This window comes from Pelomicrobium sp. P1 (assembly GCF_052805615.1).
Genome location: NZ_JBRBEM010000003.1, coordinates 1 through 23,279, shown reverse-complemented (window position 1 = coordinate 23,279; position 23,279 = coordinate 1). Strand labels below are relative to the sequence as shown.

General features: G+C 67.8%; 15 protein-coding genes. 7 read left to right on the top strand and 8 right to left on the bottom strand.

The window, feature by feature from the left end; all coding sequences use genetic code 11:
* Positions 1-137: 137 nt before the first annotated feature.
* The 7 genes from ACUVYZ_RS03770 to ACUVYZ_RS03740 all read left to right on the top strand — a co-directional run bounded on the left by ACUVYZ_RS03770 (position 138) and on the right by ACUVYZ_RS03740 (position 12,930).
* Complete coding sequence (locus tag ACUVYZ_RS03770) at positions 138-4,778, top strand: glutamate synthase-related protein (RefSeq protein ID WP_446033036.1); 4,641 nt, start codon at positions 138-140, stop codon at positions 4,776-4,778.
* Positions 4,779-4,807: 29 nt separating this feature from the next.
* The gene (locus ACUVYZ_RS03765) at positions 4,808-6,283 is read left to right on the top strand and encodes a glutamate synthase subunit beta (RefSeq protein ID WP_439935317.1); all 1,476 of its coding nucleotides are present in this window, start codon (positions 4,808-4,810) and stop codon (positions 6,281-6,283) included.
* A gap of 11 nt (positions 6,284-6,294) precedes the next feature.
* A complete protein-coding gene (gene hemE / locus ACUVYZ_RS03760; protein ID WP_439935318.1) occupies positions 6,295-7,356 on the top strand; it encodes a uroporphyrinogen decarboxylase in 1,062 nt (353 codons plus the stop codon).
* Positions 7,357-7,635: 279 nt separating this feature from the next.
* Entirely contained in the window at positions 7,636-9,852 is a 2,217-nt protein-coding gene (locus ACUVYZ_RS03755) for a primosomal protein N' (protein ID WP_439935319.1), read from the top strand.
* 73 nt (positions 9,853-9,925) lie between these two features.
* The gene (gene argS, locus ACUVYZ_RS03750) at positions 9,926-11,671 is read left to right on the top strand and encodes an arginine--tRNA ligase (protein ID WP_439935320.1); all 1,746 of its coding nucleotides are present in this window, start codon (positions 9,926-9,928) and stop codon (positions 11,669-11,671) included.
* A gap of 7 nt (positions 11,672-11,678) precedes the next feature.
* Positions 11,679-12,269 (top strand): SPOR domain-containing protein, encoded by a 591-nt coding sequence (locus tag ACUVYZ_RS03745; RefSeq protein ID WP_439935321.1) that lies wholly within the window; start codon positions 11,679-11,681, stop codon positions 12,267-12,269.
* Positions 12,270-12,288: 19 nt separating this feature from the next.
* Entirely contained in the window at positions 12,289-12,930 is a 642-nt protein-coding gene (locus tag ACUVYZ_RS03740; RefSeq protein WP_439935322.1) for a thiol:disulfide interchange protein DsbA/DsbL, read from the top strand.
* A gap of 230 nt (positions 12,931-13,160) precedes the next feature.
* Here ACUVYZ_RS03740 and ACUVYZ_RS03735 read toward each other — a convergent pair whose 3' ends face one another.
* The 8 genes from ACUVYZ_RS03735 to prsK all read right to left on the bottom strand — a co-directional run.
* A complete protein-coding gene (locus ACUVYZ_RS03735) occupies positions 13,161-13,790 on the bottom strand; it encodes a bactofilin family protein (protein ID WP_439935323.1) in 630 nt (209 codons plus the stop codon).
* Between the two features lie 252 nt (positions 13,791-14,042).
* On the bottom strand, positions 14,043-14,795 hold the full coding sequence (locus ACUVYZ_RS03730) for a PEP-CTERM/exosortase system-associated acyltransferase (RefSeq protein WP_439935324.1): 753 nt from the start codon (positions 14,793-14,795) through the stop codon (positions 14,043-14,045).
* A 230-nt stretch (positions 14,796-15,025) separates the two neighbouring features.
* Entirely contained in the window at positions 15,026-15,772 is a 747-nt protein-coding gene (locus ACUVYZ_RS03725; RefSeq protein ID WP_439935325.1) for a S1C family serine protease, read from the bottom strand.
* A gap of 154 nt (positions 15,773-15,926) precedes the next feature.
* Positions 15,927-17,000: an SDR family oxidoreductase gene (locus ACUVYZ_RS03720; protein ID WP_439935326.1), complete on the bottom strand. Its 1,074-nt coding sequence runs from the start codon at positions 16,998-17,000 to the stop codon at positions 15,927-15,929.
* 9 nt (positions 17,001-17,009) lie between these two features.
* Positions 17,010-18,290, bottom strand: a complete 1,281-nt coding sequence (locus ACUVYZ_RS03715) for a nucleotide sugar dehydrogenase (protein WP_439935327.1) — start codon at positions 18,288-18,290, stop codon at positions 17,010-17,012.
* A gap of 52 nt (positions 18,291-18,342) precedes the next feature.
* On the bottom strand, positions 18,343-21,099 hold the full coding sequence (prsT, locus tag ACUVYZ_RS03710; RefSeq protein ID WP_439935328.1) for an XrtA/PEP-CTERM system TPR-repeat protein PrsT: 2,757 nt from the start codon (positions 21,097-21,099) through the stop codon (positions 18,343-18,345).
* A gap of 90 nt (positions 21,100-21,189) precedes the next feature.
* Positions 21,190-22,542 (bottom strand): PEP-CTERM-box response regulator transcription factor, encoded by a 1,353-nt coding sequence (prsR, locus tag ACUVYZ_RS03705; RefSeq protein WP_439935329.1) that lies wholly within the window; start codon positions 22,540-22,542, stop codon positions 21,190-21,192.
* The coding region (gene prsK, locus ACUVYZ_RS03700; protein ID WP_446033030.1) for an XrtA/PEP-CTERM system histidine kinase PrsK at positions 22,539-23,279 on the bottom strand (741 nt) is incomplete at its 5' end. The genes prsR and prsK, both read right to left, overlap by 4 nt.

Sequence of the window (23,279 nt, the reverse complement as noted above, 5' to 3'; positions counted from 1 at the left end):
TATCGTGCCGGGTTACTATTAGTCACTTGCGCTTAGTTTTCGAGACGCCCCGGCAGCAAGGTTCCAATCATTTGTTTTAAAATAGAAATTTTTGCCGGGAGCTACCGCGACGAGGTATACAAGTGAGCGACCCCCGCCTGCCACCCCCCCAGGGCCTTTATGACCCCGCCCAGGAGCACGACGCCTGCGGCGTGGGCTTCATCGCCCATATCAAGGGTAGAAAGTCCCACACCATCATCGAACAGGGCCTGGAGATCCTCAAAAACCTCACCCACCGGGGTGCGGTCGGGGCCGACCCCAAGGCGGGGGACGGCGCCGGCATCCTGATCCAGATCCCGGACCAGTTCTTCCGGGAAGAAATGGCCAAGCAGGGGGTGCGGCTGCCCCCGCCCGGCCAATACGGGGTCGGCATGGTGTTCCTGCCCCAGGAGCCCGCCTCCCGCCTCGCCTGCGAATACGAGATCGAGCGGGCCATCAAGGACGAGGGTCAGGTCCTGCTCGGCTGGCGCGACGTGCCCCGGGACCCCTCGGTGCTGGGCGAATCGGTGAAAGCCATCGAGCCCGTCATCCGCCAGGTGTTCGTCGGCCGGGGCAAGGGGGTGACCGTCACCGACGCCCTGGAGCGCAAGCTTTACATCATCCGGCGGGTGTCGGGCAACGCCATCCGGGCCCTGAACCTGGCCCACGGCAAGGAGTTCTACGTCCCGTCCCTGTCGGCGCGCACCATCGTCTATAAGGGCATGCTCCTCGCCCGGGACATCGCCAACTACTACCTGGAGCTTAAGGACCCGCGGGTCGCTTCGGCCCTGGCCCTGGTGCACCAGCGCTTCTCCACCAACACCTTCCCGAGCTGGGAACTGGCGCACCCCTTCCGCATGATCGCCCACAACGGGGAGATCAACACCCTGCGCGGCAACGTGAACTGGATCCGTGCTCGCCAGCAGGCCATCAGCTCCCCCATCCTGGGCAAGGATCTGGACAAGGTCTGGCCCCTCATCTACCCGGGCCAGTCCGACTCGGCCTCCTTCGACAATGCCCTGGAGCTGCTGGTGATGGGCGGCTATTCCCTGGCCCACGCCATGATGCTGCTCATCCCCGAGGCGTGGGAAGGCCATACCCTCATGGACCCCGCCCGGCGGGCGTTCTATGAATACCACGCGGCCATGATGGAGCCCTGGGACGGACCGGCAGCGATCGCCTTCACCGACGGGCGCCAAATCGGCGCGACTCTGGACAGGAACGGCCTGCGGCCCGCCCGTTATCTCGTGACCGACGACGATCACGTGGTCATGGCTTCCGAGACCGGCGTGCTGCCGATCCCGGAAGAGCGGATCGTGAAGAAGTGGCGGCTGCAGCCGGGCAAGATGTTCCTGATCGACCTGGAGGCGGGCCGCATCATCGACGACAAGGAGCTGAAGGACGCCCTCGCCGCCGCCCGTCCCTACCGGGAGTGGATCGAGCGCATCCGTATCAAGCTGGACGAACTCCCCGCGCCGGCCGAAAAGCGGGAGCCGGCCCGGGAACCGCTCCTCGACCGCCAGCAGGCCTTCGCCTACACCCAGGAGGACCTCAAGTTCCAGCTCGCCCCCATGGCGGTGAACGGGGAGGAGCCGGTGGGCTCCATGGGCAACGACAGCCCCCTGGCGGTGCTGTCCCTCAAGAACAAGACCCTATACCACTACTTCAAGCAGCTCTTCGCCCAGGTCACCAACCCGGCCATCGACCCCATTCGGGAAGAGCTGGTGATGTCGCTCGTCACCTTCATCGGACCCAAGCCGAACCTGCTGGGCATTGACGAGATGAACCCGCCCCTGCGGTTGGAGGTAAGCCAGCCGGTGCTGGACTTCGACCAGATGGAGACCATCCGGCACATCGAGAAGTACACCGACGGCAAGTTCAAGTCCTTCGAGCTGGACATCACCTATCCGGTGGCCTGGGGCAAGGAAGCCATCGAGGCGCGGCTCGCGAGCCTCGCCGCCATGGCCGAGGACGCGGTGCGCTCGGGCTATACCATCCTTGTCATCTCGGACCGGAAGATGGACCGGGATCACGTGGCGATCCCGGCGTTGTTAGCGCTTTCCGCCATCCACCAGCACCTGGTGGGCAAGGGCTTACGCACCTCCACGGGCCTGGTGGTGGAAACGGGATCGGCGCGGGAGGTGCATCACTTCGCCCTGCTGGGGGGCTACGGCGCCGAAGCCGTCCACCCTTACCTCGCCTTCGAGACCCTGATCGACATGGCTGAAAAGGGCTTGCTGGGCGAGGTGGATGCTAAGAAGGCGTGCAAGAACTTCGTCAAGGCGGTGGGCAAGGGGTTGCGCAAGGTGATGTCCAAGATGGGCATCTCCACCTACATGTCCTACACCGGCGCCCAGATCTTCGAGGCGGTAGGCCTCGCCCGGTCGCTGGTGGACAAGTATTTCACCGGCACCACCTCCACGGTGGAGGGGATCGGCGTGTTCGAAGTGGCGGAGGAAGCGATCCGTACCCACCGGGAAGCCTTCGGCGACGATCCGGTGCTGGCCCACGCCCTAGACGCGGGCGGCGAGTACCACTACCGGGTGCGGGGCGAGGACCACATGTGGACCCCGGACGCCATCGCCAAGCTCCAGCACGCGACCCGTTCCGGCTCCTACCGGACGTACAAGGAATACGCGGACATCATCAACGACCAGTCGAAGCGGTTCATGACCCTGCGGGGGCTGTTCGAATTCCGCTTCGACCAGGCGGCCCCGGTGCCCCTCGAGGAAGTGGAGCCGGCCTCCGAGATCGTCAAGCGCTTCTCCACCGGCGCCATGTCCCTGGGGTCCATCTCCACCGAGGCCCACACCACCCTCGCCATCGCCATGAACCGCATCGGCGGCAAGTCCAATACCGGCGAGGGGGGCGAGGACCGGCGCCGCTACGCGCCGGTCCAGCCGGGGGAAACCCTCATGTCGCGCCTGGGTCGGGACCGGGTAGAGGTGGATCTCCCCCTGCGGGAGGGCGACTCCCTCAAGTCCAAGATCAAGCAGGTGGCCTCGGGGCGGTTCGGCGTGACCGCCGAGTACCTCGCCTCCGCCGAGCAGATCCAGATCAAGATCGCCCAGGGGGCAAAGCCCGGCGAGGGCGGGCAGCTTCCCGGGCGTAAGGTGTCGGAATACATCGCGGAGCTGCGCTATTCCACCCCGGGGGTGGAATTGATCTCCCCGCCGCCCCACCACGACATCTATTCCATCGAGGACCTGGCGCAACTGATCCACGACCTCAAGAACTCGAACCCGGAGGCCGAGATCAGCGTCAAGCTGGTTTCAGAAGTGGGCGTGGGCACCATCGCCGCCGGGGTGGCCAAGGCCAAGGCCGACCACGTCACCATCGCCGGCCACGACGGCGGCACCGGCGCCTCCCCCTGGTCCTCTATCAAGCACGCGGGCACGCCCTGGGAGCTGGGCCTGGCGGAGACCCAGCAGACCCTGGTGCTGAACCGCCTGCGGGGCCGCATCGCCGTCCAAGCTGACGGCCAGATGAAGACCGGGCGCGACGTGGTGATCGGCGCGATCCTCGGCGCGGACGAGTTCGGCTTCGCCACCGCGCCCCTGGTGGTGGAAGGCTGCATCATGATGCGCAAGTGCCACCTGAACACCTGTCCCGTGGGGGTGGCCACCCAGGACCCAGTGCTGCGGCGCAAGTTCGAAGGCAAGCCCGAACACGTGGTGAACTACTTCTTCTTCGTCGCCGAGGAGGTGCGGGAGCTGATGGCCCGACTCGGCGTGCGCAGGTTCAACGACTTGATCGGCCGCACCGATCTGCTCGACATGCGCAAGGGCATCGACCACTGGAAGGCCCGGGGGCTGGACTTCTCCCGCATCTTCTACATGCCGCCGATGCCGCCCGAGGTGGCACGCTACAAGTGCGAGGAGCAGGACCATGGCCTCGAGCGGGCCCTGGATCACCGGCTGATCCAGCTCGCCCAGCCGGCGCTGGAGCGGGGCGAGAAGGTGACCATCGAGATGCCCATCCGCAACATCCACCGGACGGTGGGCACCATGCTCTCCCACGAGGTGGCCAAGCGCTACGGCCACGAGGGGCTGCCGGACGACACCATCCACGTCCGCTTCGCCGGCTCCGCGGGGCAGAGCTTCGGCGCCTTCCTGGCGCGGGGGATCACCCTGGATCTCATCGGCGAGACCAACGACTACTGCGGCAAGGGCCTCTCGGGCGGGCGTATCGCGGTCCAGCCCTCGCCCAAGTTCCGGGGCAATCCCCTGGACAACATCATCACCGGCAATGTGGTGCTCTACGGCGCCATCTGCGGGGAAGCCTATTTTCGCGGGGTGGCGGGCGAGCGCTTCTGCGTGCGCAACTCGGGCGCTTCAGCGGTGGTGGAGGGGGTGGGCGACCACGGCTGCGAGTACATGACGGGCGGCACTGCCGTGGTGCTGGGCATGACCGGGCGCAACTTCGCCGCGGGCATGTCGGGCGGCATCGCCTACGTGCTGGACGAGGACGGCACCTTCGTCCAGCGGTGCAACACGGTCATGGTGACCCTCGAGCCGGTGCTAGCGGAGGCGGAGCAGGAAGCCAAGGTGTCCCGCGACGTCTGGCACCTGGGCCAGTCCGACGAGGCGATCCTCAAGCGCCTGATCGAGAACCACGCCCGCTACACGGGAAGCGCCCAGGCGAAGCGCATTCTCGCCGACTGGAACGCGTTCCGCGCGAGGTTCGTGAAAGTCTTCCCGAACGAGTACCGCCGCGCCCTCGGGGAGCTGGCCGCCAAGGGCAAGCGCCTGGCGGCGTAGAGTTTGTTTTAAGGCCACAGAGGCATAGAGTGGGAAAGATCACCGGATTCATGGAGTACCGGCGCCTCCAGGAGGCTGCCGAGCCGCCCCGGGAGCGGGTGCGCCATTACCGGGAGTTCATCCGCCCCTTGAGCGACGAGGAGGCGGCCATCCAGGGGGCGCGCTGCATGGATTGCGGCATTCCCTTTTGCATGCAGGGCTGTCCGGTCAACAACATCATTCCGGACTGGAACGACCTGGTGTACCGGGGCCGCTGGCGCGAGGCCATCGAGACCCTCCACTCCACCAACAACTTTCCCGAGTTCACGGGACGCGTCTGCCCGGCGCCCTGCGAGGAGGCGTGCACCCTGCGCATCAACGACGATCCGGTGGGCATCAAGTCCATCGAGCACGCCATCGCCGACAAGGCTTGGGAGATGGGCTGGGTCACGCCCCAGCCGCCCAAGCGCAAGACGGGCAAGCGCGTCGCCATCGTCGGCTCGGGGCCGGCGGGGCTCGCCTGCGCCCAGCAGTTGTCCCGGGCGGGACACGACGCGGTGGTGTTCGAGAAGGCCGACCGCATCGGCGGGCTGCTGCGCTACGGCATCCCGGACTTCAAGCTGGAGAAGTGGCTGATCGACCGGCGCCTCGCCCAAATGCAGGCCGAAGGCGTGGAATTCCGTCCCAACCATTACGTCGGCCCGGCAGATGGAGCGGAGAAGGACGGCGCCGTGACCGTCGTGGAGCCCCGGGAGCTGCTGGAAACCTTCGACGCGGTGGTGCTGGCTGGCGGGGCGGAGCAGCCCCGGGACCTGCCCATTCCGGGGCGCGAGCTCGCGGGCATCCATTTCGCGATGGAGTTCCTGCCTCTGCAGAATCGGCGCGTGGCCGGGGACCAGAACGTGCCCGAGCTATGGGCCACCGACAAGCACGTGATCATCATCGGCGGCGGCGATACCGGCTCCGACTGCGTGGGCACGTCAAACCGCCACGGGGCCAAATCCATCACCCAGTTCGAGCTGTTGCCCATGCCCCCGGACGTGGAACGCAACCCGGTGTGGCCCTACTGGCCGGTACGGCTGCGCACCTCCACCTCCCACGAGGAGGGCTGCAAGCGGGAGTGGGCCGTGTCCACCAAGCGCTTCATCGGCGAAAACGGCCGGGTCAAGGCGCTGCAGGCGGTGCGGCTGCAATGGGAGAAAGACCCGGTCACGGGCCAAATGAAGATGGCCGAGATCCCGGGTTCGGAATTCGAGCTACCCGCCGATTTGGTGCTGCTCGCCATGGGCTTCGTCGGCCCGGTGCAGAAAATCCTGGAAGGTTTCGGCGTCGAGCGGGACGCCCGCGGCAACGCCAAGGCGAGCACCGAGGAGCCGGGCGCCTACCGCACCTCTGTGCCCAAGGTCTTCGCCGCCGGCGACATGCGCCGCGGGCAATCCCTCATCGTGTGGGCCATCCGGGAAGGCCGCCAGTGCGCTCGGGCCGTGGACGAGTTTCTGATGGGCCGCTCCGACCTGCCGCGATAACCGCGATAAATTTGCCCAAGCTCAAGAACGACACCCTGCTCAAGGCGCTGCTGCGGGAGCCGACGCCCTACACCCCCATCTGGATCATGCGCCAAGCGGGGCGTTACCTTCCCGAGTACCACCAGACCCGGTTGCGGGCGGGCAGCTTTCTCGAGCTGTGCCGCGATCCCGATCTGGCCACCGAAGTCACCCTGCAGCCTCTGGCGCGCTTTCCCCTGGATGGGGCGATCCTGTTCTCCGACATCCTCACCATCCCCGACGCCATGGGGCTCGGCCTGTACTTTCAGGAAGGGGAGGGGCCTCGCCTTGAGCGACCCCTGCGCAACGAGTGGGAGATCCGGGATCTCACCGTGCCCGATCCCGAGGACCACCTGGGCTACGTGCTCAAGGCCGTGGAGCAGATCCGCAAGGCCCTGGACAACGAGGTGCCCTTGATCGGCTTCTCCGGCAGCCCCTTCACCCTCGCCTGCTACATGGTGGAGGGGGGGGGAAGCCAGGATTTCCTCCACCTCAAGACCCTGCTGTATCGCCGGCCGGATTTGTTGCATCAAATTCTGGCCAAGAATACGGCCGCCGTGAGCGCCTACCTGGAAGCCCAGATCCGCCACGGGGCCCAGGCGGTCATGGTTTTCGATACCTGGGGGGGCCTGCTCTCGCGCGAGGCCTTCCACGAGTTTTCCCTGGCTTACCTGCGCCAGGTCATCGATGCGCTTCCCCGGAAATGGAACGGTCAACGGATACCGAGCATCCTGTTCACCAAGGGGGGCGGCCAGTGGCTCGAGAGCCTGGCGGATACCGGGTGCGACGCCTTGGGCCTGGACTGGACCACAGACATCGGAGAGGCCCGCCGGCGGGTAGGGGAGCGGGTAGCGCTGCAGGGCAACCTGGACCCGGCGGTCCTGTTCGGCGAGCCCGAGACCGTGCGGCGGGAGGCGGAGAAGGTGCTGGCCCGCTACGGCCCCGGACCCGGGCACGTCTTCAACCTGGGACACGGCATCTCGCCCCATACCCCGGTGGAGAACGTGGCCGTGCTGGTGGAAAGCGTCCACGAGCTGAGCCGCCGGTACCATTGAGCCTGGGCCCAAAGGCGTTAGGTTTCACGGCCCCTCAACCCATGTTCCACGGTGAGTCGTTATTCACACGCTCTGCAAGGTACGGTTTTCCGGGCTGGAGGGGACCCACAGGGAATAAGCGGCCCGTCTCGATGGGTTGAATTCCCAAGGGAATCGGACACTCCCCCCTTCGGTCGCGGCGCTTGCGGGTGTCGGCGGAAACCGGCCACCCGGGACCAGCGCCGCTAAAATCCACAAAGTTATCCACAATCCCGTACCCCTCGAGACCCAGACGGCTCCATGACCGAGGCGAGCGAGACCTCCGGCTTGACCATCGCCCGGGTCGCGCTGGACGTGCCCATCGATACCCTGTTCGACTACCGCATCGAGGCCGGACAGCGGGTCGCCCCCGGGGACCGGGTTCGGGTGGCCCTGGGCCGCCGTACCGCGGTGGGAGTGGTCATGGAGACCAGCTCCGAGCCCGCGGTGTCCCGGGAGCGGCTTCGGCCCATCCAGGAGGTGCTGCCCGACGAGGTGCGGCTCGCCTCAGACGTCCTGGCGCTCCTGCGCTTCTGCCAGCGCTACTATCACTATCCCATCGGCCAAGTGGTGGCGACCGCCCTGCCCGCCGCCGCCCGCAGGGCGAAGCCGTTGCGCCTGGAGGATCCACGGCGCTATTTTCCGACCCCGAGGCTCGCGGCCGCCGGAATCGAGGTTCTGCCCCCGCGCCAGGTGCTCGCCCGCCGCCTGGCGCGGCGGCTCCTCGAGTCGGGCGGCCTGGAGGCGGCGGAGGCACGGCGCTTGTCTCCCCGCTGGCGCCCGGCTATGGCCCGCCTGCTGGCCCAGGGCCTCGCGGAGTGCCGGTCCGAACCACGGGAGCCCCGAGAGTCTGGGAACGGCACCTCCCTTCCCCCCCTCACGCCGGAACAGGCGACAGCCGCGGACCGCATCCGGGCCAACCTGGACCGGTACCACACCTGGCTCCTGCATGGGGTCACGGGGAGCGGCAAGACGGAGGTGTACCTGCACCTCATCGCCGAAGTGGTGGCCGGCGGGCGCCAGGCCTTGATGCTGGTGCCCGAGATCAATCTCACTCCGCAACTGGAGGAAAGGGTGCGCTCCGCCCTGCCCGGCGCCCTGGTGGTCACCCTCCACAGCGGCCTGCCGGAAGCGGAGCGCACCCGGCACTGGCTGCTGGCCGCCACGGGCGAGGCCGACATCGTGCTGGGCACGCGGCTCGCGGTGTTCACGCCCCTTCCCCGCCTCGGCTTCCTGGTGGTGGACGAGGAGCACGATCCTTCGTTCAAGCAGCAGGAAGGGCTGCGCTACTCGGCCCGGGACCTGGCGGTCCTGCGCGCCCGCGGCCGCAACGTGCCGGTGGTGCTGGGCTCCGCCACCCCTTCCCTGGAAAGCCACGCCAATGCCCTGGCCGGTCGCTACCGGCGCCTGACCCTCACGCGCCGGGCCCACGCCGAGGCCACGCTGCCCTCCGTGCGCATCGTCGACCTGCGCGGCGCGGCCGGTCCAGGCGAGCTGCTCTCGGCGCCCCTCAGGGAGGCGCTGGGAGAACGCCTGGCCCGGGGCGAGCAGAGCCTGATCTACCTCAACCGCCGAGGGTTCGCTCCGGTGCTCTTCTGCCGTGCCTGCGGCTGGACCTCCCAGTGCCGGCGCTGCGCGGCCAAGCTGGTGTTCCACGCGGCGGACCGGCGTCTGCGCTGCCACCACTGCGGCGCCGAGGCGATGCCCCCGGCGCGCTGCCCAGACTGCGGCAGCGCCGACCTCTTGCCCCTGGGTCACGGAACCCAGCGCCTGGAAGGGGCGCTGCGGAGCGCGTTTCCCGGGATCCGGGTGCTGCGGGTGGACCGGGACTCCACCCGCCGGCGCCAAGCCTGGCCCGCCATGCGGCGCTCCATCCACGAGGGCGCGGTCGACGTGCTGGTGGGTACCCAGATGCTGGCCAAGGGCCACGACTTTTCCCGGCTCACCCTGGTGGGTATCGTGGATCCGGACGCGGCGCTCTACGCGGCGGACTTTCGCGCCTCGGAGCGCCTCTTCGCCCAGCTCATGCAGGTGGCCGGGCGCGCCGGCCGCGCGGACCGGGCGGGGGAAGTGATCCTGCAGACCCGCTTTCCCGACCATCCCCTCTACCGGGCCCTGGCGGCCCACAGCTTTGAAGCCTTCGCCGAAGCCGCCCTGGGAGAGCGCCGGGAAGCCGGCTTCCCGCCCTACGTGCACCAGGCCTTGCTGCGCGCCGCGGGCCACCGCCTGGAGGCCTGCCTCGCTTTCCTCGCTGCCGCCGCCCAGGCCGCCGGGGAAGCCCGAAAGGGCGTGAGCGTTTTCGACCCGGTACCCGCGGCGTTGCCCCGGCGCAAGGGGCTGTTCCAGGCCCAGCTCCTGGTGCAATCGACAAGCCGCGAGGCGCTTCAGCGCTTCCTCGACGGCTGGGTCCCCCGGCTCGAACACCTCGCCGCCCGGCGGGTGCGGTGGTCCCTGGACGTGGATCCCCTCGAGTTCTGAAATGCGCACGCCGCCTTTCGGTTTCGCCCGGCCCCCGCGCCGACTATAATTCCGCCCTTTGATTCCCCCCTCCATGCCCGCCGACACGCCCCTCGAACTTCGCGCCCATCTCGCCGAGCTGCTGCGCCAGGCGATCACCAAGGCCGGACTGAACGCCGGTGACCTCGCTCCGGAACTGCACCGGCCCAGGCACGCCCATCTGGGGGATTACGCCACCAGCCTTGCGCTGCAGCTCGCCAAGCCCCTCGGGCGCAATCCCCGGGAGCTGGCGGCTCGGCTGATCCAGGAGATCCCCCCTTCGTCCTATGTGGAGAGAATCGAGGTGGCGGGCGGCGGCTTCATCAATTTCTTCCTCAAGCTCTCCGCCAAGCAGCGGATCGTCTCCCGGGTGCTGAGTCTCGGCGCCGAGTACGGCCGCAGCCGGCTGGGCGCCGGAACCCGGGTGCAGGTGGAATTCGTCTCCGCCAATCCCACCGGGCCCCTGCACGTGGGCCACGGACGGGGCGCGGCCTACGGGGCGAGCGTCGCCAACCTGTTGCAGGCGGTGGGGTTCGAGGTAAGCCGGGAATACTACGTGAACGACGCGGGCCGGCAGATGGACATCCTGGCCCTGTCCACCTGGCTGCGCTACCTGGAGCTATGCGGCGTGGAGCTGCCGTTCCCGGACAACGCCTACCGAGGCGATTACGTGCGCGCCATGGCGCGGCGGCTCTTCGAGATTCACGGCACCCGATTCGCCGCCGGAGGCGAGGCCCTCTACGAAGGTGCGCCGCCTGCTGGGGACGATCCGGAACAGCGCCTGGACGCCCTCATCGCCAATGCCAAGCGCCTGTTGGGGCCGGATTACGACCGGATCCACGGCTTCGCCCTCGCCGAGCAACTGAACGACATCCGCAACGACCTCCAGGAGTTCGGCGTCGAATACGACTGTTGGTTTTCCGAGCGCTCGCTTCTCGAGTCCGGCGGCCTCGAGCGGGCGTTGAAGCTCCTGGACAGCCGCGGGCTTCTCTACCGCCGGGACGGCGCCTTGTGGTTCCCCGCCACCCGCTTCGGCGACGAAAAAGACCGGGTGGTCCAGCGGGAGAACGGGCAGTACACCTATTTCGCCTCCGACATCGCCTATCATCTCGACAAGTTCGAGCGCGGCTTCCAGCGGGTGATCGACGTCTGGGGCGCCGACCATCACGGCTACGTGCCTCGGGTCAAGGGCGCTCTGCAGGCCCTGGGGCTGGACCCGCACTGGCTCCACATCGCCCTGGTGCAATTCGCTGTGCTCTACCGCGGCGGGCAGAAGGTCTCCATGTCCACCCGCGCCGGGGAGTTCGTCACCCTGCGGGAGTTGCGGCGGGAGGTAGGCAACGACGCGGCCCGCTTCTTCTACGTGCTGCGCAAAAGCGACCAGCACCTGGATTTCGACCTGGATCTCGCCAAGTCGGAAAGCGCGGAAAACCCGGTGTACTACGTGCAGTACGCCCACGCCCGCGTCTCCAGCGTGCTCGCCCAATGGGGCGGAGATCCGGGCGTGCTTCCCGGCGTCGACCCCTCGCCATTGACGCTCCCTCAGGAAGCCGCGCTGCTCGCCCGGCTCATGGACTATCCCGCAGTGGTGGAAAGCGCGGCCGCCGACCTGGCGCCCCACGCGCTCGCCTTCTTTCTCCGGGACCTGGCCGGAGAGTTCCACAGTTATTACAACGCCACGCCCTTCCTCGTGCCGGAAGAGCCGGTGAAGCTCGCCCGGCTCGCTCTGGTCACCGCCGTGCGGCAGGTGATCCGCAACGGCCTCGCCCTCCTGGGCGTGAGCGCACCGGATAAAATGTGAGCGCGCCATGACCCGCGACTACAAACACGTGCGTTCCCGCGGCGCGCGCCGCGGCAGCGGCCTGCTGCTCGGCATCGTCATCGGGCTCGTGCTGGGGCTCGCCGTGGCCCTGGCGGTGGCCTGGTACCTGAGCCGGGGGCCCAGCCCCTACGTCGCCGACACCAAGCCCGAGGAGGCGGCCCCGCCGCCTTCGGCCGTGCGCGGGCTGCCCCAGCAATCCGCGCCGGCCGAAAGCGCTCCCAAGACCGAGGCCAAGCCGCGCTTCGAGTTCTACAAGATCCTGCCGGGCAAGGAGGAGGCGGTGACGCCCCAGGAGCTCCAGCAGCGCTCCGCCGCCCGCCCGGCCAGGGAGGTTTACTATCTCCAGGCCGGCGCCTTCCAGAACGCCCAGGACGCGGACAACCTGAAGGCCAAGCTCGCCCTGACCGGACTGGAGGCGAGCGTCCAGACCGCCGCCCTACCGGATAGGGGGACCTGGCACCGGGTCCGAGTGGGTCCTTACCGCAAGGTGGAGGAGGTCAACCGGGCCCAGGCGATCCTGAAACAACAGGGCATCGAGGCGGTCCTAATCAGGGTCAACGATAGCGCCACCCCGTGAATTCGAGCAAGGAGACAGCATGCGCCTAGCCCACCGGCTCGCCCTCGGCATTTTCGCCGCCTCGATCGCCGCCGCTGCGGCCCGCGCGGAGATCGTCGCCGGCCGCGATTACCTGGTGTTGAATCCGGCCCAACCCACCGCAGCCGAAGGCAAGGTAGAGGTGATCGAGTTCTTCTGGTACGGCTGCCCGCACTGCTACGAGCTGCATCCCTATCTCAAGCAATGGCTCAAGCAGAAACCCCAGGACGTGGAATTCCGCTACGTGCCGGCCGTCGCCCGGGAGAGCTGGGTGCCGGGAGCCAAGCTCTTTTACACGCTGGAGGCCCTGGGCGAGCTGGAGCGGTTGAACGACCGGGTGTACGACGCCATCCACCTGGAGCAGGTGGACCTGAACGACGAGGGGGTGCTGCTGGACTGGATGGCCAAGCAGGGCGTGGACCGGCGGAAGTTCCTCGACACCTACAACTCCTTCGCGGTGCAGGCCAAGGTGGCCAAGGCCCGGCAGATGGCCCGGGATTACCGGCTCCGGGGCGTACCGACCCTGGTGGTGGACGGCAAATACCTCACCTCCGGCACCCAGGCGGGGTCGCTGCAAGGCGCCGTGGCCGTCATGGACCAGTTGGTGAGAAAGGCGCGCGCGGAACGCCCCCGCAGCCGCTGAAGCGGGATTTTCCGGACCAGTGCGGCGCGCATCACCGGCGCTTGAGCGCCGACGAGACCGTCCGGCGTGTCGTGGCGGCGATCGACGCCGGCCTCCGGCTCGCCGCCATTCCCTGGCGGATGGCCGTCTCGGCCTGCATTCCGGCGGCACTGCCGCCGGCGGGGTACGACGTCCTGTGCGTCCGGGCCCCGTGCAAGCCGCGGGGGATCGGGGCAGACAGTGGAGCCCCCTCAGCTCCCCCGCTTGCTGAACGCGGCGATATCCAGCGGCGCAGCGGCGGCAGGGCGGGCCTCGCCTTCCTGGGCGAACGCGGCACCCACAGCCGGTTTCTTTTCCTCGCGGCTTGTCGCGCCCGCAGCCGGCTCGGCCGCCAGCCGTCCCACGTCGCCGCTGAGCTCGCCCCCTTCCTCGACGGACAAGGCGCCATAGCGGATCTTTCCCGAAACCTTGCCGCTCGCATAAATCACCAGTCGCCGGCGGGCGGTGAGTTCTCCTTCGAAGCGCCCGCGAATTTCCGCCACGTCGATCCCCGCGGTGCCGGAAAACACGCCGTCTTCCGCGATCTGGATCACGCGGCTGTTCATGGACGCTTCCACCCGCCCTTCCACCACCAGGGTTTCGCAGTCGGTGATCTCGGCTCCCTTGAGCTTGATATTGGGGCCCACGATCAGGCGGGCGCCGCCTTCGTCCGTTTTGCGCTCGGGCGCCGCGGTGGCGGGCGTCTCATGGGGGGGCGGGCTCGCCTCTCCAGCCCGCTGAGCCGGCGATGAGCCACTATCGTGGTCCGGCCGCAGTTGACCGGAGCCGCGCTCCTGCCCGAACCGGCGATTGCGGGGGAGCATTCCTTCCTTGTTGAACATGGGTCCTCCTCTGATAGGCTAAGACGCAAGGATTGCGCCCAAAAAAAACGCGAATTCCTTCGCAATTCGCGTGCCATTCCCAAAAATGCTTTGAATCCGGGGATCTGCCGTGCAGCCCCCGGAGCGGGCATGTCACCCAGGGACGACGCCTGCCGCCCGGCTGCGACCTCAATCGCCTGTTTTCAAGGCTTTTTGCCCTGTCTCCGATCGCCGACAGGGCCTAGCGCCACGGATGGATGGGAGGAAAAATTTCTACGGATTCGAAGCGAGCCGGCGCTCGAGCTCGCCCAGGATCTCGTCATAGATGGGGCGGGAATAGGCGTTCAATCCCGCGACGATCCCCTCCACGTCCATGACCGAAGGAACCCGGATCCCCCGGTGCTCCACGGGCCCGCCGATCCTCAGCACCTGGACGCCGAGCCGGGAAAAATGATCGGCCAGGCGCGGCTCGCTCAACAGGAACATCTTCTCGATGCCCTTCAGGTGGGCGATCGCCACGACGCCCAAGTAGAGCCCCACCAGGATATAGGGAAAGCGGGGCCGGTCCGCCCCGCCGAAATCCTCGGGGGAGAGGGGCACGGGCTGGAGCGCCTCCCCGCGCCGGCGCCGGTAGGCGGAAGCGACGGCCAGCCTCGAGGCCTCCGCGATTCTGCGCCGATCGAGCCTGGCCGGATCGATCACCGTGCGGTCCAGGGTGGCCGCGCAGGTGCGCTCGAAGGGCAGGGGATAGAGGGCGTCGTCCGGGGGCGTGGTCACCAGCCGGGCGCAGCCAATGAATTCATCCGTGGGCAAGTAGCGCAGGAGCAGATGGGTGGAAAAAGCGTCGTACTCGTCGGACTCTCTGCCGTCGGGGCGGATCGGCTCGAACTTCAGATCCTCGCAATAGACCTGGTGGCGGAGCCGGTAGACCCGGTCCTTGAGCTCGGCGTCCAGGGCTGGAATGAGCTCGAAGCGCTTGCGGAATCCCTCCCGCGTCTCCGTGTACCCGGCGCTAGCCAACCCCATTGCCCTCCTCGGCATCGTCTTCGGTTGAAGCTCCCGCAGCGCCCGGATGGGGTCACGTCCGACCCAGAGCAAGCGATGCGCTAATCCTATTGTAGGAGACTCGGCCCGCGGGTGCCCTTCGACGCCGCCTTGATGGGATGCTGCCGCACCCTTGTCGCCGGCCAAGCGCTTCCGGCCATTCTAGCCGGATATTTTCTTAGGGTGACCGCTCCGGCCGATGGGGGCGGGCATCAGGGTTGCTGGCGGGCCAGCAGCGCCCGCAGGTATTTCACCGGAATGGCATAGGTGACGCCGCTCGGGTTGCTGAGGGCCGCTTCCTTGGTGCCCTTGACGAACACCAGGTTGATGACCCCCACCACTGCCCCGGTGTTGATGTCGTAGAGGGGGCTGCCGCTGTTTCCCGGGTACGCGGTGGCGTCCAACTGGTACACGGGATAGGCGCCTCGGGCGAGCCGCTGCACCACCTTGGGATCGAGCTGCCGGTCATTGGCGCTGGGGATGGCGATGGGGGTGAGGGCCGAAACCATCGCCCGATGGGTGACCGGGATGAGCCCCAGCACCTCTCCCATCGGGAATCCGGTCAGCAGGAAGCCCTCCCCGACCCGGGTTGCGTCGGACTCGCTCAGGCGCAGGGCTGGCAACGCAGCCCCGTCGATCTTCAACAAGGCGAGATCGTGCTCGGCATCGGAGGCGACTTGACGGGCCCGCCGCACCTCGATCCGCCCGTCGGCATGACGCAAAGCGACGACCAGCGTCTCCAGATTCGCCGAGTCCAGCACCAGGGGAATCACGTGGGCGTTGGTCGCGATCAGCGTGCCGTCGCCCACGGCGAAGCCGGTGCCGCGGAAGCCGAAGGCCGGGCTGCGGGTGCGCATGAAGGTGCCCACCGCCACCACCGAAGCGCTCACGGTTTCGATGGTCTTGGGGTTGTCGGCCCGCGCGGCCGGGCCCGCCGGAATCGTCAGCAGGGCGGTCATCAGGCCCGCGAGCCCGGCAAGCCATCGGGCGCGCCGGCTTTCGCCGCCGGGCGTCGTGGATTTCCTTGCGATCCTGATCGTCGTGGGGTTCCTGTCGCATCCGGGGGTCATCTGGGAACCTCCATGAAAAAATCCGGGGCGTGTTCTCGCCCGTTCAGCGCGCCGCCCGGCTCGGCGGCGCCTTGCCCTGGGCTCCCAGGGAACCCAGCCGCTCCAGGTACCAGGGCAACGCCTCCCGCAAGCCCGTCAGTACGGTGTGGGTGGGCTCGTAGCCCAGCAGACCCCGCGCCTGGGCGATATCGGCCAGGGAGTGGCGGATGTCCCCGGGACGAAAATCCCGATACTCGGCCTGCATGGAGGCGATGGCCGGAAAACGCTCCGCCAGCAGGGAGCGCAGGATGGAAAACAGGGCGTTCAAGGAAGTCCGCTTCCCCACGGCTACGTTATACACCCGGTTCAAGGCCTCGGGCTTGCGGGTCGTGGCGGCCAGCAGGTTCGCCTGCACGGCGTTGGCGATGTAGCAGAAATCCCGCGTCGTCTCCCCATCCCCGTAAATGATGACCGGCCGGTGGGCCAGCATCTCGCCGATCCAGCGCGGGATCACGGCGGCGTAGGGACCGTCGGGATCCTGGCGCGCGCCGAAGACGTTAAAGTAGCGCAGTCCCACCGTCTCGATCCCGTAGCAGCGGGAGAACGCTTCGGCGTAGAGTTCGTTGGCGCACTTGCTCGCCGCATACGGGGAAAGGGGACGGCCGATTCGCTCCTCGGATTTGGGCAAGCAGGGATCGTCCCCGTAGACGGAGCTGGAAGAGGCGTAGACGAAGCGGCCGACCTCGGCCTCTTTGGCGGCCAGCAACAGGTTAAAGAACCCGTCCACGTTGGCCTCATGGGTGGACGCGGGATCTTCCACCGAGCGGGGCACCGAGCCCAGGGCCGCCTGGTGCAGGATCACGTCGGTTCCCTGCACTGCGTCCCGGCAGGTGGCCACATCCCGGATGTCGCCCTCGATAAAGCGAAAACGCCTCCAGGCGGCTTCGCCCACCGCCTCCCGTACGTCCTCCAGGTTGGCCCGATGGCCAGTGGCGAAATTGTCCAGTCCGGCGACCTCCTGGCCGCAGCGCAGGAGGAATTCCGTCAGGTGGGAGCCGATGAATCCGGCGCAACCCGTCACCAGCCAGCGCCGGGGTTCCCGGCGCAGACGCTCTTCCATGGACACCCTGTCGGACATGGCCTTTTCTCACAGGCGCCAGAGACGAACGCCACGGGCGCCGAAGGCCGCGGGGTCCACCTGGCCTTTCACGTCCACGAACACGCCGTTGGGCAGGAGCTTGCCCATGTAATCGTCCGCCGAGCGCTCCTTGAACGGGCGATGGGCCACCGCCGCCACGAGGGCGGCGGATCGGGGCAGGGCCTCCCAGGGTTTGAGCTCCACGCCGTATTCCCGCAGGGCGTCCTTCCGGTCCGCCACCGGATCGTGGACGTGCACCGTGACCCCGTAGGACTGGAGTTCCCGCACCACGTCGATCACCCGGGAGTTGCGCAGATCGGGGACGTTTTCCTTGAAGGTGAGGCCGAGGACCGACACGTCGCAGCCCTTCACCGAGAAGCCGCTGCGGATCATGGCCTTGATGGTCTGCTCGGCCACGAACTTGCCCATGCCGTCGTTGATCCGGCGCCCGGCCAGGATGACCTGGGGGTGGTAGCCCAGCATCTCCGCCTTGTAGGTGAGGTAGTAGGGGTCCACCCCGATGCAGTGTCCGCCTACCAGGCCGGGGCGAAAGGGCAAGAAATTCCACTTGGTGCCCGCCGCCTCCAGCACCTCCAGCGTATCGATACCGATGCGGTTGAAGATGATGGCCAGCTCGTTCATAAGGGCGATGTTCAAGTCCCGCTGGGTGTTTTCGATCACCTTGGCCGCCTCGGCCACCTTGATGCTGCTCACCCGGTGCACGCCCGCGGTCACTACGCTGCCGTAAATTCGCGCCACCCGCTCCAGGGTCTCCGACGTGTCCCCCGCCACCACCTTGACGATGCGGGTCAGGGTGTGCTCCTTGTCCCCCGGGTTGATGCGCTCTGGGGAGTAGCCGACGAAGAAATCCCGTTTCCAGCGCAGCCCAGAGGCCTGTTCCAGCCTGGGGATGCACACCTCTTCCGTGGCGCCCGGGTAGACGGTGGATTCGTACACCACGGTGGCGCCCCGCTTCAGGTTGCGGCCGACGGTCTCGCTGGCGGAGACGAGGGGTCCGAAGTCCGGCTGGTGGGCCTCGTTGACCGGCGTTGGAACGGCGACGATCACGAAATCCGCGGCCTTCAAGGCCGAGGGATCCGTGGTGCAAGTGAGGCCGTCGGCGGCCTTCAAGTCTTCGGCGCTCACCTCCCCCGTGGGATCGATCCCGCGGCAGTAGGCGTCGACCTTTTCCTGGGACAGATCGAAGCCGATGGTCCGGTACTTCTTGCCGAACTCGACGGCCAGCGGCAGGCCTACGTAGCCCAAGCCCACGACGGCGATGGTATCCATGGCGATGCTTTCTTCTCCGGAATGGTTAAATCCTCCCGCGCAGGCGCGCGGTTCAGAGCGTCTTCAGCAATTCCGCCGCCTCCTTCCCGAAGGCAGAGGCGGCATCGTTCTTGGCGATCGTCTCCAGCTCCTTGCGCGCCTCCTCCTTCCTTCCGGCCTTGAGGAGGGCCTTGGCGTAATGCAGCCGGATCTCCGCGTAATCCGGGTCCAGGTCCACGGCCCGCGCCAGGAGCTGCACGCCCCGCTCCACCTGCCCTTTGTCCGCCAGGATCCAGCCCAGGGTGTCCAGCACCGCGGGACTGGTGGGCGCCAGCGCGTAGGCGCGCTCGGCGTATTCGAGCGCCTTGGCGTCGTTGACCTTCCACGCGGCGTAGGCCAGGTTATTGAGGACCACGGGATTGTTCGGCTGTTTTTCCAGGATTGCCTGATAGCGCCGTACCGCTTCTCGATACGCGCCACTTTTGAGATCCGCTTCCGCCAGATAAGTGGGCACGATCAGGTCTTCGGGATGATCCCGGAGCCACTGAGCCGTCACGGCATTCGCCTCGCTTTCCCGCTTCGCCCGCGCAAGGACGCTGTGCAAGCGCGCGATCAGGTACGGGGTTGGAGCCTGGCGCAGCCCTTTGCGGTAGGCTTCCTCGGCCGCCTTCAGGTTGCCCTGGAACAGGAACACGTCCCCTTCCATGAGATAGCCGATCGCCTCGGCGGGGCGCGCCTTCTGCATGGCCCGGGCCTCGTTCACCCCGTCCTGGAAGCGCCCCTGGCGCACGTAGTAGGCGATGATCTCCCGCTGGGCGGCGGTGAAACCGGGATCCAGCTCGAGGGCCTTGCGCAATGCCCGCAGCATGCCGGCCTCGTCCCCTGCGGCGCGGTGAGCCGCCGCCAGCCGCAGCTGCACGCTGGCCGACTGGGGCCGCATCTGGGCGAGCCGGCTGAAGGTGCTCAAGGCCTGCTGCACGTCCCCCGCGGCGAGCTGGGCCGCGCCCAGGGCCTGCACGATGCGGGCGTCGTTGGAAAAGGCCGCCTGAGCGTCCTGGGCGGCCACCAGGGCCGCCTTGGGCTGGTTGGCGCGCAGCAAGAAATCGATCAGGGCGAGCCGAGGGGGCACGGAAGCGGGGTTGGCGCTCACCGCTTTTTTCAGCGTCCGCTCCACCTCTGCGTCGGCGGCTCCGGTGGCGCGCAGGATCGCCGCCAGCCCGAGGAGCGCCCTTTCGTTGTTGGGTTCCTTGGCTAGCACCGTCTGGTAGCGCCCCCGGGCCGCTTCCGCCTTGCCTTCCCGCAGGTCCAGCATGGCCAGGTTGCGCACGGCGGGCAGAAAGGCCGGACTGAGCTGCAGGGCGCGCTCGAAGCTCTTGCGGGCGCTGGCCAGATCTCCCTTGGCGAGATAGACCGCCCCTTTGGTGTTGTGGCTGATCGGATGGTCGGGCTGTTTTCGCTCCAGGGCGTCGGCCGCGGCAAGGGCCTGATCGAGCTGGTTGCGCGCCACGTGGATCATCACCAGCCCCAGGTCTGCCCGGTAGCCCGCAGCGTCCATGGCCGCCGCCGCCTGTAGCTCCTGCAGCGCTTCGTCGGTCTCGCCGGCGCGCAGGTGCAAGGCCCCGAGGCGCGTGCGCAGCGCCGGGTTGTCCTTGTCCAGGGCGGCCGCCTTCTCGTAGTATTCGGCGGCCTTGGCCAGCTCGCCCTGGGCCAGATGGACTTCTCCCGCCAGCGCCAGGACCCGCGCGTTCGAGGGTTGCTGGGCGAGCAGGGGCTGCAGCAGCTCCTGGGCCTGATCGGCCTCCCCGGTGGCCAGATAGACCGCCGCCAGAAGCTGCCTCGCCCCGGCGTGCTGCGGCGCCTGGTTCAGGGCCTGGCGCAGATGTTGTTCGGCCTGGGCGTAGGCCCTCAGCCGGTACTCCAAGGCGCCCGCCAGGATCCGCGCCGGCACGTGGTCGGGAGCGGCCTTGAGCACGTTCAGGGCGAGATCCCGGGCCCCGGCCAGGTCGCCCTGCTCCGCGGTGATGAGCGCCTTATAGTAAAGGGTGCTAGGATGCTTGGGCCCGATCTTCTCGAGCTCCCCCGCCTGCTCCGCGGCCCGCTTCAGCTCCCCGCGCCGGAGCAACAGCTCGACCAGGGCGGCGCGAATGGGCACGTTGCGGGGCTCGGCGGCAAGAGCCTTTTGGTACGCCTGCACCCCCGCCTCCAGGTCCCCCTGGCCCGCGGCGAGCGCCCCTTTGAGCCCCAGGGCTTCCACATGGGTGGATTCCCGGGCAAGGACCTCCTCCACGAGCTTGGTGGCCTGGGCCAGGTCCCGTTCGAGCACCGCCACCCGGGCCGCCCCCAGCTTCGCTTCGGCCAGGTCCGGCCGCAGGGAAAGGGCGGCCAGGAAAGAGTCCTTGGCCTCCTTGGGACGCCCGCTCATGAGCTGGGCTTGTCCCACCACGGTCCTCAGCAGGGCGTTCGCTTGCGGATCCGCGAGGGTCAGGCCCGAGAGCTGCTCGAGGGCCTTGCCGGCCTTCCCCTGGGCGAGCAAGGCGCGCCCGAGGACGGGATAGACCGCCTCCGGCGCATAGCCCAGGTCGAGGGCCTTGCGCAACTCGATCTCGGCAGCGGCGGCATCGCCGCTCCTGAGCAGGGCAGTCCCCAGGAGGTAGCGGGCCTCCCCGTGGTTCGGCGCCTGCTGCAGAGCATTCTTGAGCTGGATGATGGCGGCCGCGGTGTCCTGCTGCGCCAGATAGGAACGCGCCGATTCGATCAGCTTCTCGGGCGGATCGCCGTTGCAACCCGCAGACAGCAAGACGCAAAGGGTCAGCGCGGCGAAGCGCCCCATTTTAGGGAACCTTCGAATCAGAGGTTCCCTGGCTCCCGTTCGCTGGTTCATGGTTCCGTTCCGAAAAAAAAGTTGAGCACGCTAACACCCCTACCTGAGGCCGAAGCGGTGCATGAGGTCGTACAGGGTCGGGCGGCTCACGCCCAGGAGCTGGGCCGCCTTGCTCAAGTTGCCGTTGACGCGCCCCAGCACCCGGACCACCGCGTCCCGCTCGGCCCGCTCCCGCACCTGTCGCAGGTTGAACATGTCCTCGCTTTCCTCCGCGCGAGCGAGCCCGAAGTCCGCCGCCCGCAGGGCGGACGCGTCGGCCATGATCACTGCCCGCTTGACGCAATTCTCCAACTCCCGAACGTTGCCCGGCCAGGAATAGGCCTCGATGGCGTCGATCGCTTCGGGCAAGATGGTGAGGCCGCCGCGCCGCAATTCCTCGGCGAACTTGCGCACGAACGCATGGGCCAGCAGGCTCGCGTCGCCCTTGCGGCTGCGCAGGGGCGGCACTTCCACGACGATTTCCGCCAGGCGGAAATAGAGGTCCTCCCGGAACTCGCCCCGGGCGATCAAGGCCTTCAGGTCCTGGTGGGTCGCGCAGACGATGCGCACGTCCACCGGGATCTCCTCCCGGCCGCCGATGCGCTCGATCACCCGCTCCTGCAGGAAACGCAGCAGCTTCGCCTGGAGCGCCTGGGGAAGGTCGCCGATCTCGTCGAGGAACAGGGTGCCCTTATGGGCCGTCTCGATCTTGCCGATGTTCTGGCGGGTCGCTCCCGTGAAGGCGCCTTTTTCATAGCCGAAAAGCTCGCTCTCAAGGAGGGTTTCGGGAATCGCCGCGCAATTGATCGCCACGAAGCGCTGGCCGCGGCGGGAGGAGAGGTCGTGCAACCCCCGCGCCAAAAGCTCCTTCCCGGTGCCGGATTCACCCTGGATCAGCACCGTGGCGGAGGTCGCCGCCACTTTTTCAATGGTGCGGCAGATCCTCTGCATCTCGGGGTCCCGGGTCAGAATCCCCGACAGGGGTCCCGCCGCCTCCCGCTCCTGAAGCCGGCGGTTTTCCTCCTGCAGCTCGTACAACCGGAACGCCCGCTCGATGGTGAGCCCCAGGATCTCGGGCTCGAAAGGCTTGGCATAGAAGTCGTAGGCCCCCAAGGCGATGCACTTCAAGGCGTTGGCCCGGTCGTGCTGCCCGGTGAGCACGATCACCTTGGTGTCCGGGGCGACGGAAAGGATCTCCCCCAGAAGCTTCAGCCCTTCGGATACGTCGTCCGGCGCGGGCGGCAGGCCCAGGTCCATCACCGCGACCGCCGGCTCGTGGCGGCGAAGCTGGCCGATGGCGCTGTCCCGGTCGCCCGCCAGCACGACTTCGTACTGGTCGAACGCCCAGCGCATCTGCTTGGCGAGGGCCGGATCGTCCTCCACGATGAGCAAAGGTCTGCGCTTCTCGCTCATGCGACTTCCCGTTTTTCTCCCTCGAGCGGTCGCCGCTCCGGCCGGGGCAACAGCATACGGATGCGCGTCCCCTCCCCCGGGCGGCTGTCCACCAGGAGCTTGCCGCCCAGCTCGGCCACGTACTGGGCGCTCTCGTACGCCCCGATGCCAGTGCCGGCGGGCTTGGTGGTGCGGAACGGCTTGAACAGCTCGTCCCGTACGAATTCCGGCGTCATGCCCTTGCCGTTGTCCGCCACGTCCACCACCGCGTGGGCACCGTCGAAATAGGCCTTGAGCTCCACCCGTCCGGTTTCATCCGTCGCCTCCAGCGCGTTTTGCACCAGGTGCCCGATCACCCGCTCCAGCCGCTCGGCATGCCCCACCGCCTGCACGCCGCGCTGGGCCTCCCAGGCGATGCGCCGCCCCTGGGCGGATTTCGCTTGCGCCACCCGCTCAACCAGCGCCGCCAGGTCTACCGTCCGGGGATGGTCCAGGGGCTGGGTGCCGGCCCGGAGCTGGAATAGCAGGCTGTTCATCCGCTCCACCACGTTGCGGATGGTGGCCAGCATGTCCTGCTGGAATTCGGGATTTCCCTGGTGTCGTTCCGCATTCTTGAGCATTAGCGAAAGCTGTGCCACCAAATTTTTCAGGTCGTGCACCACGAAGGCGGACATGCGGTTGAAGGCCTCGAACTTGCGCGATTCCAGCAACGCCTCCGTGGCGCGGGCGTGGCCGATGAAGCCGGCCACCTGCCGGGC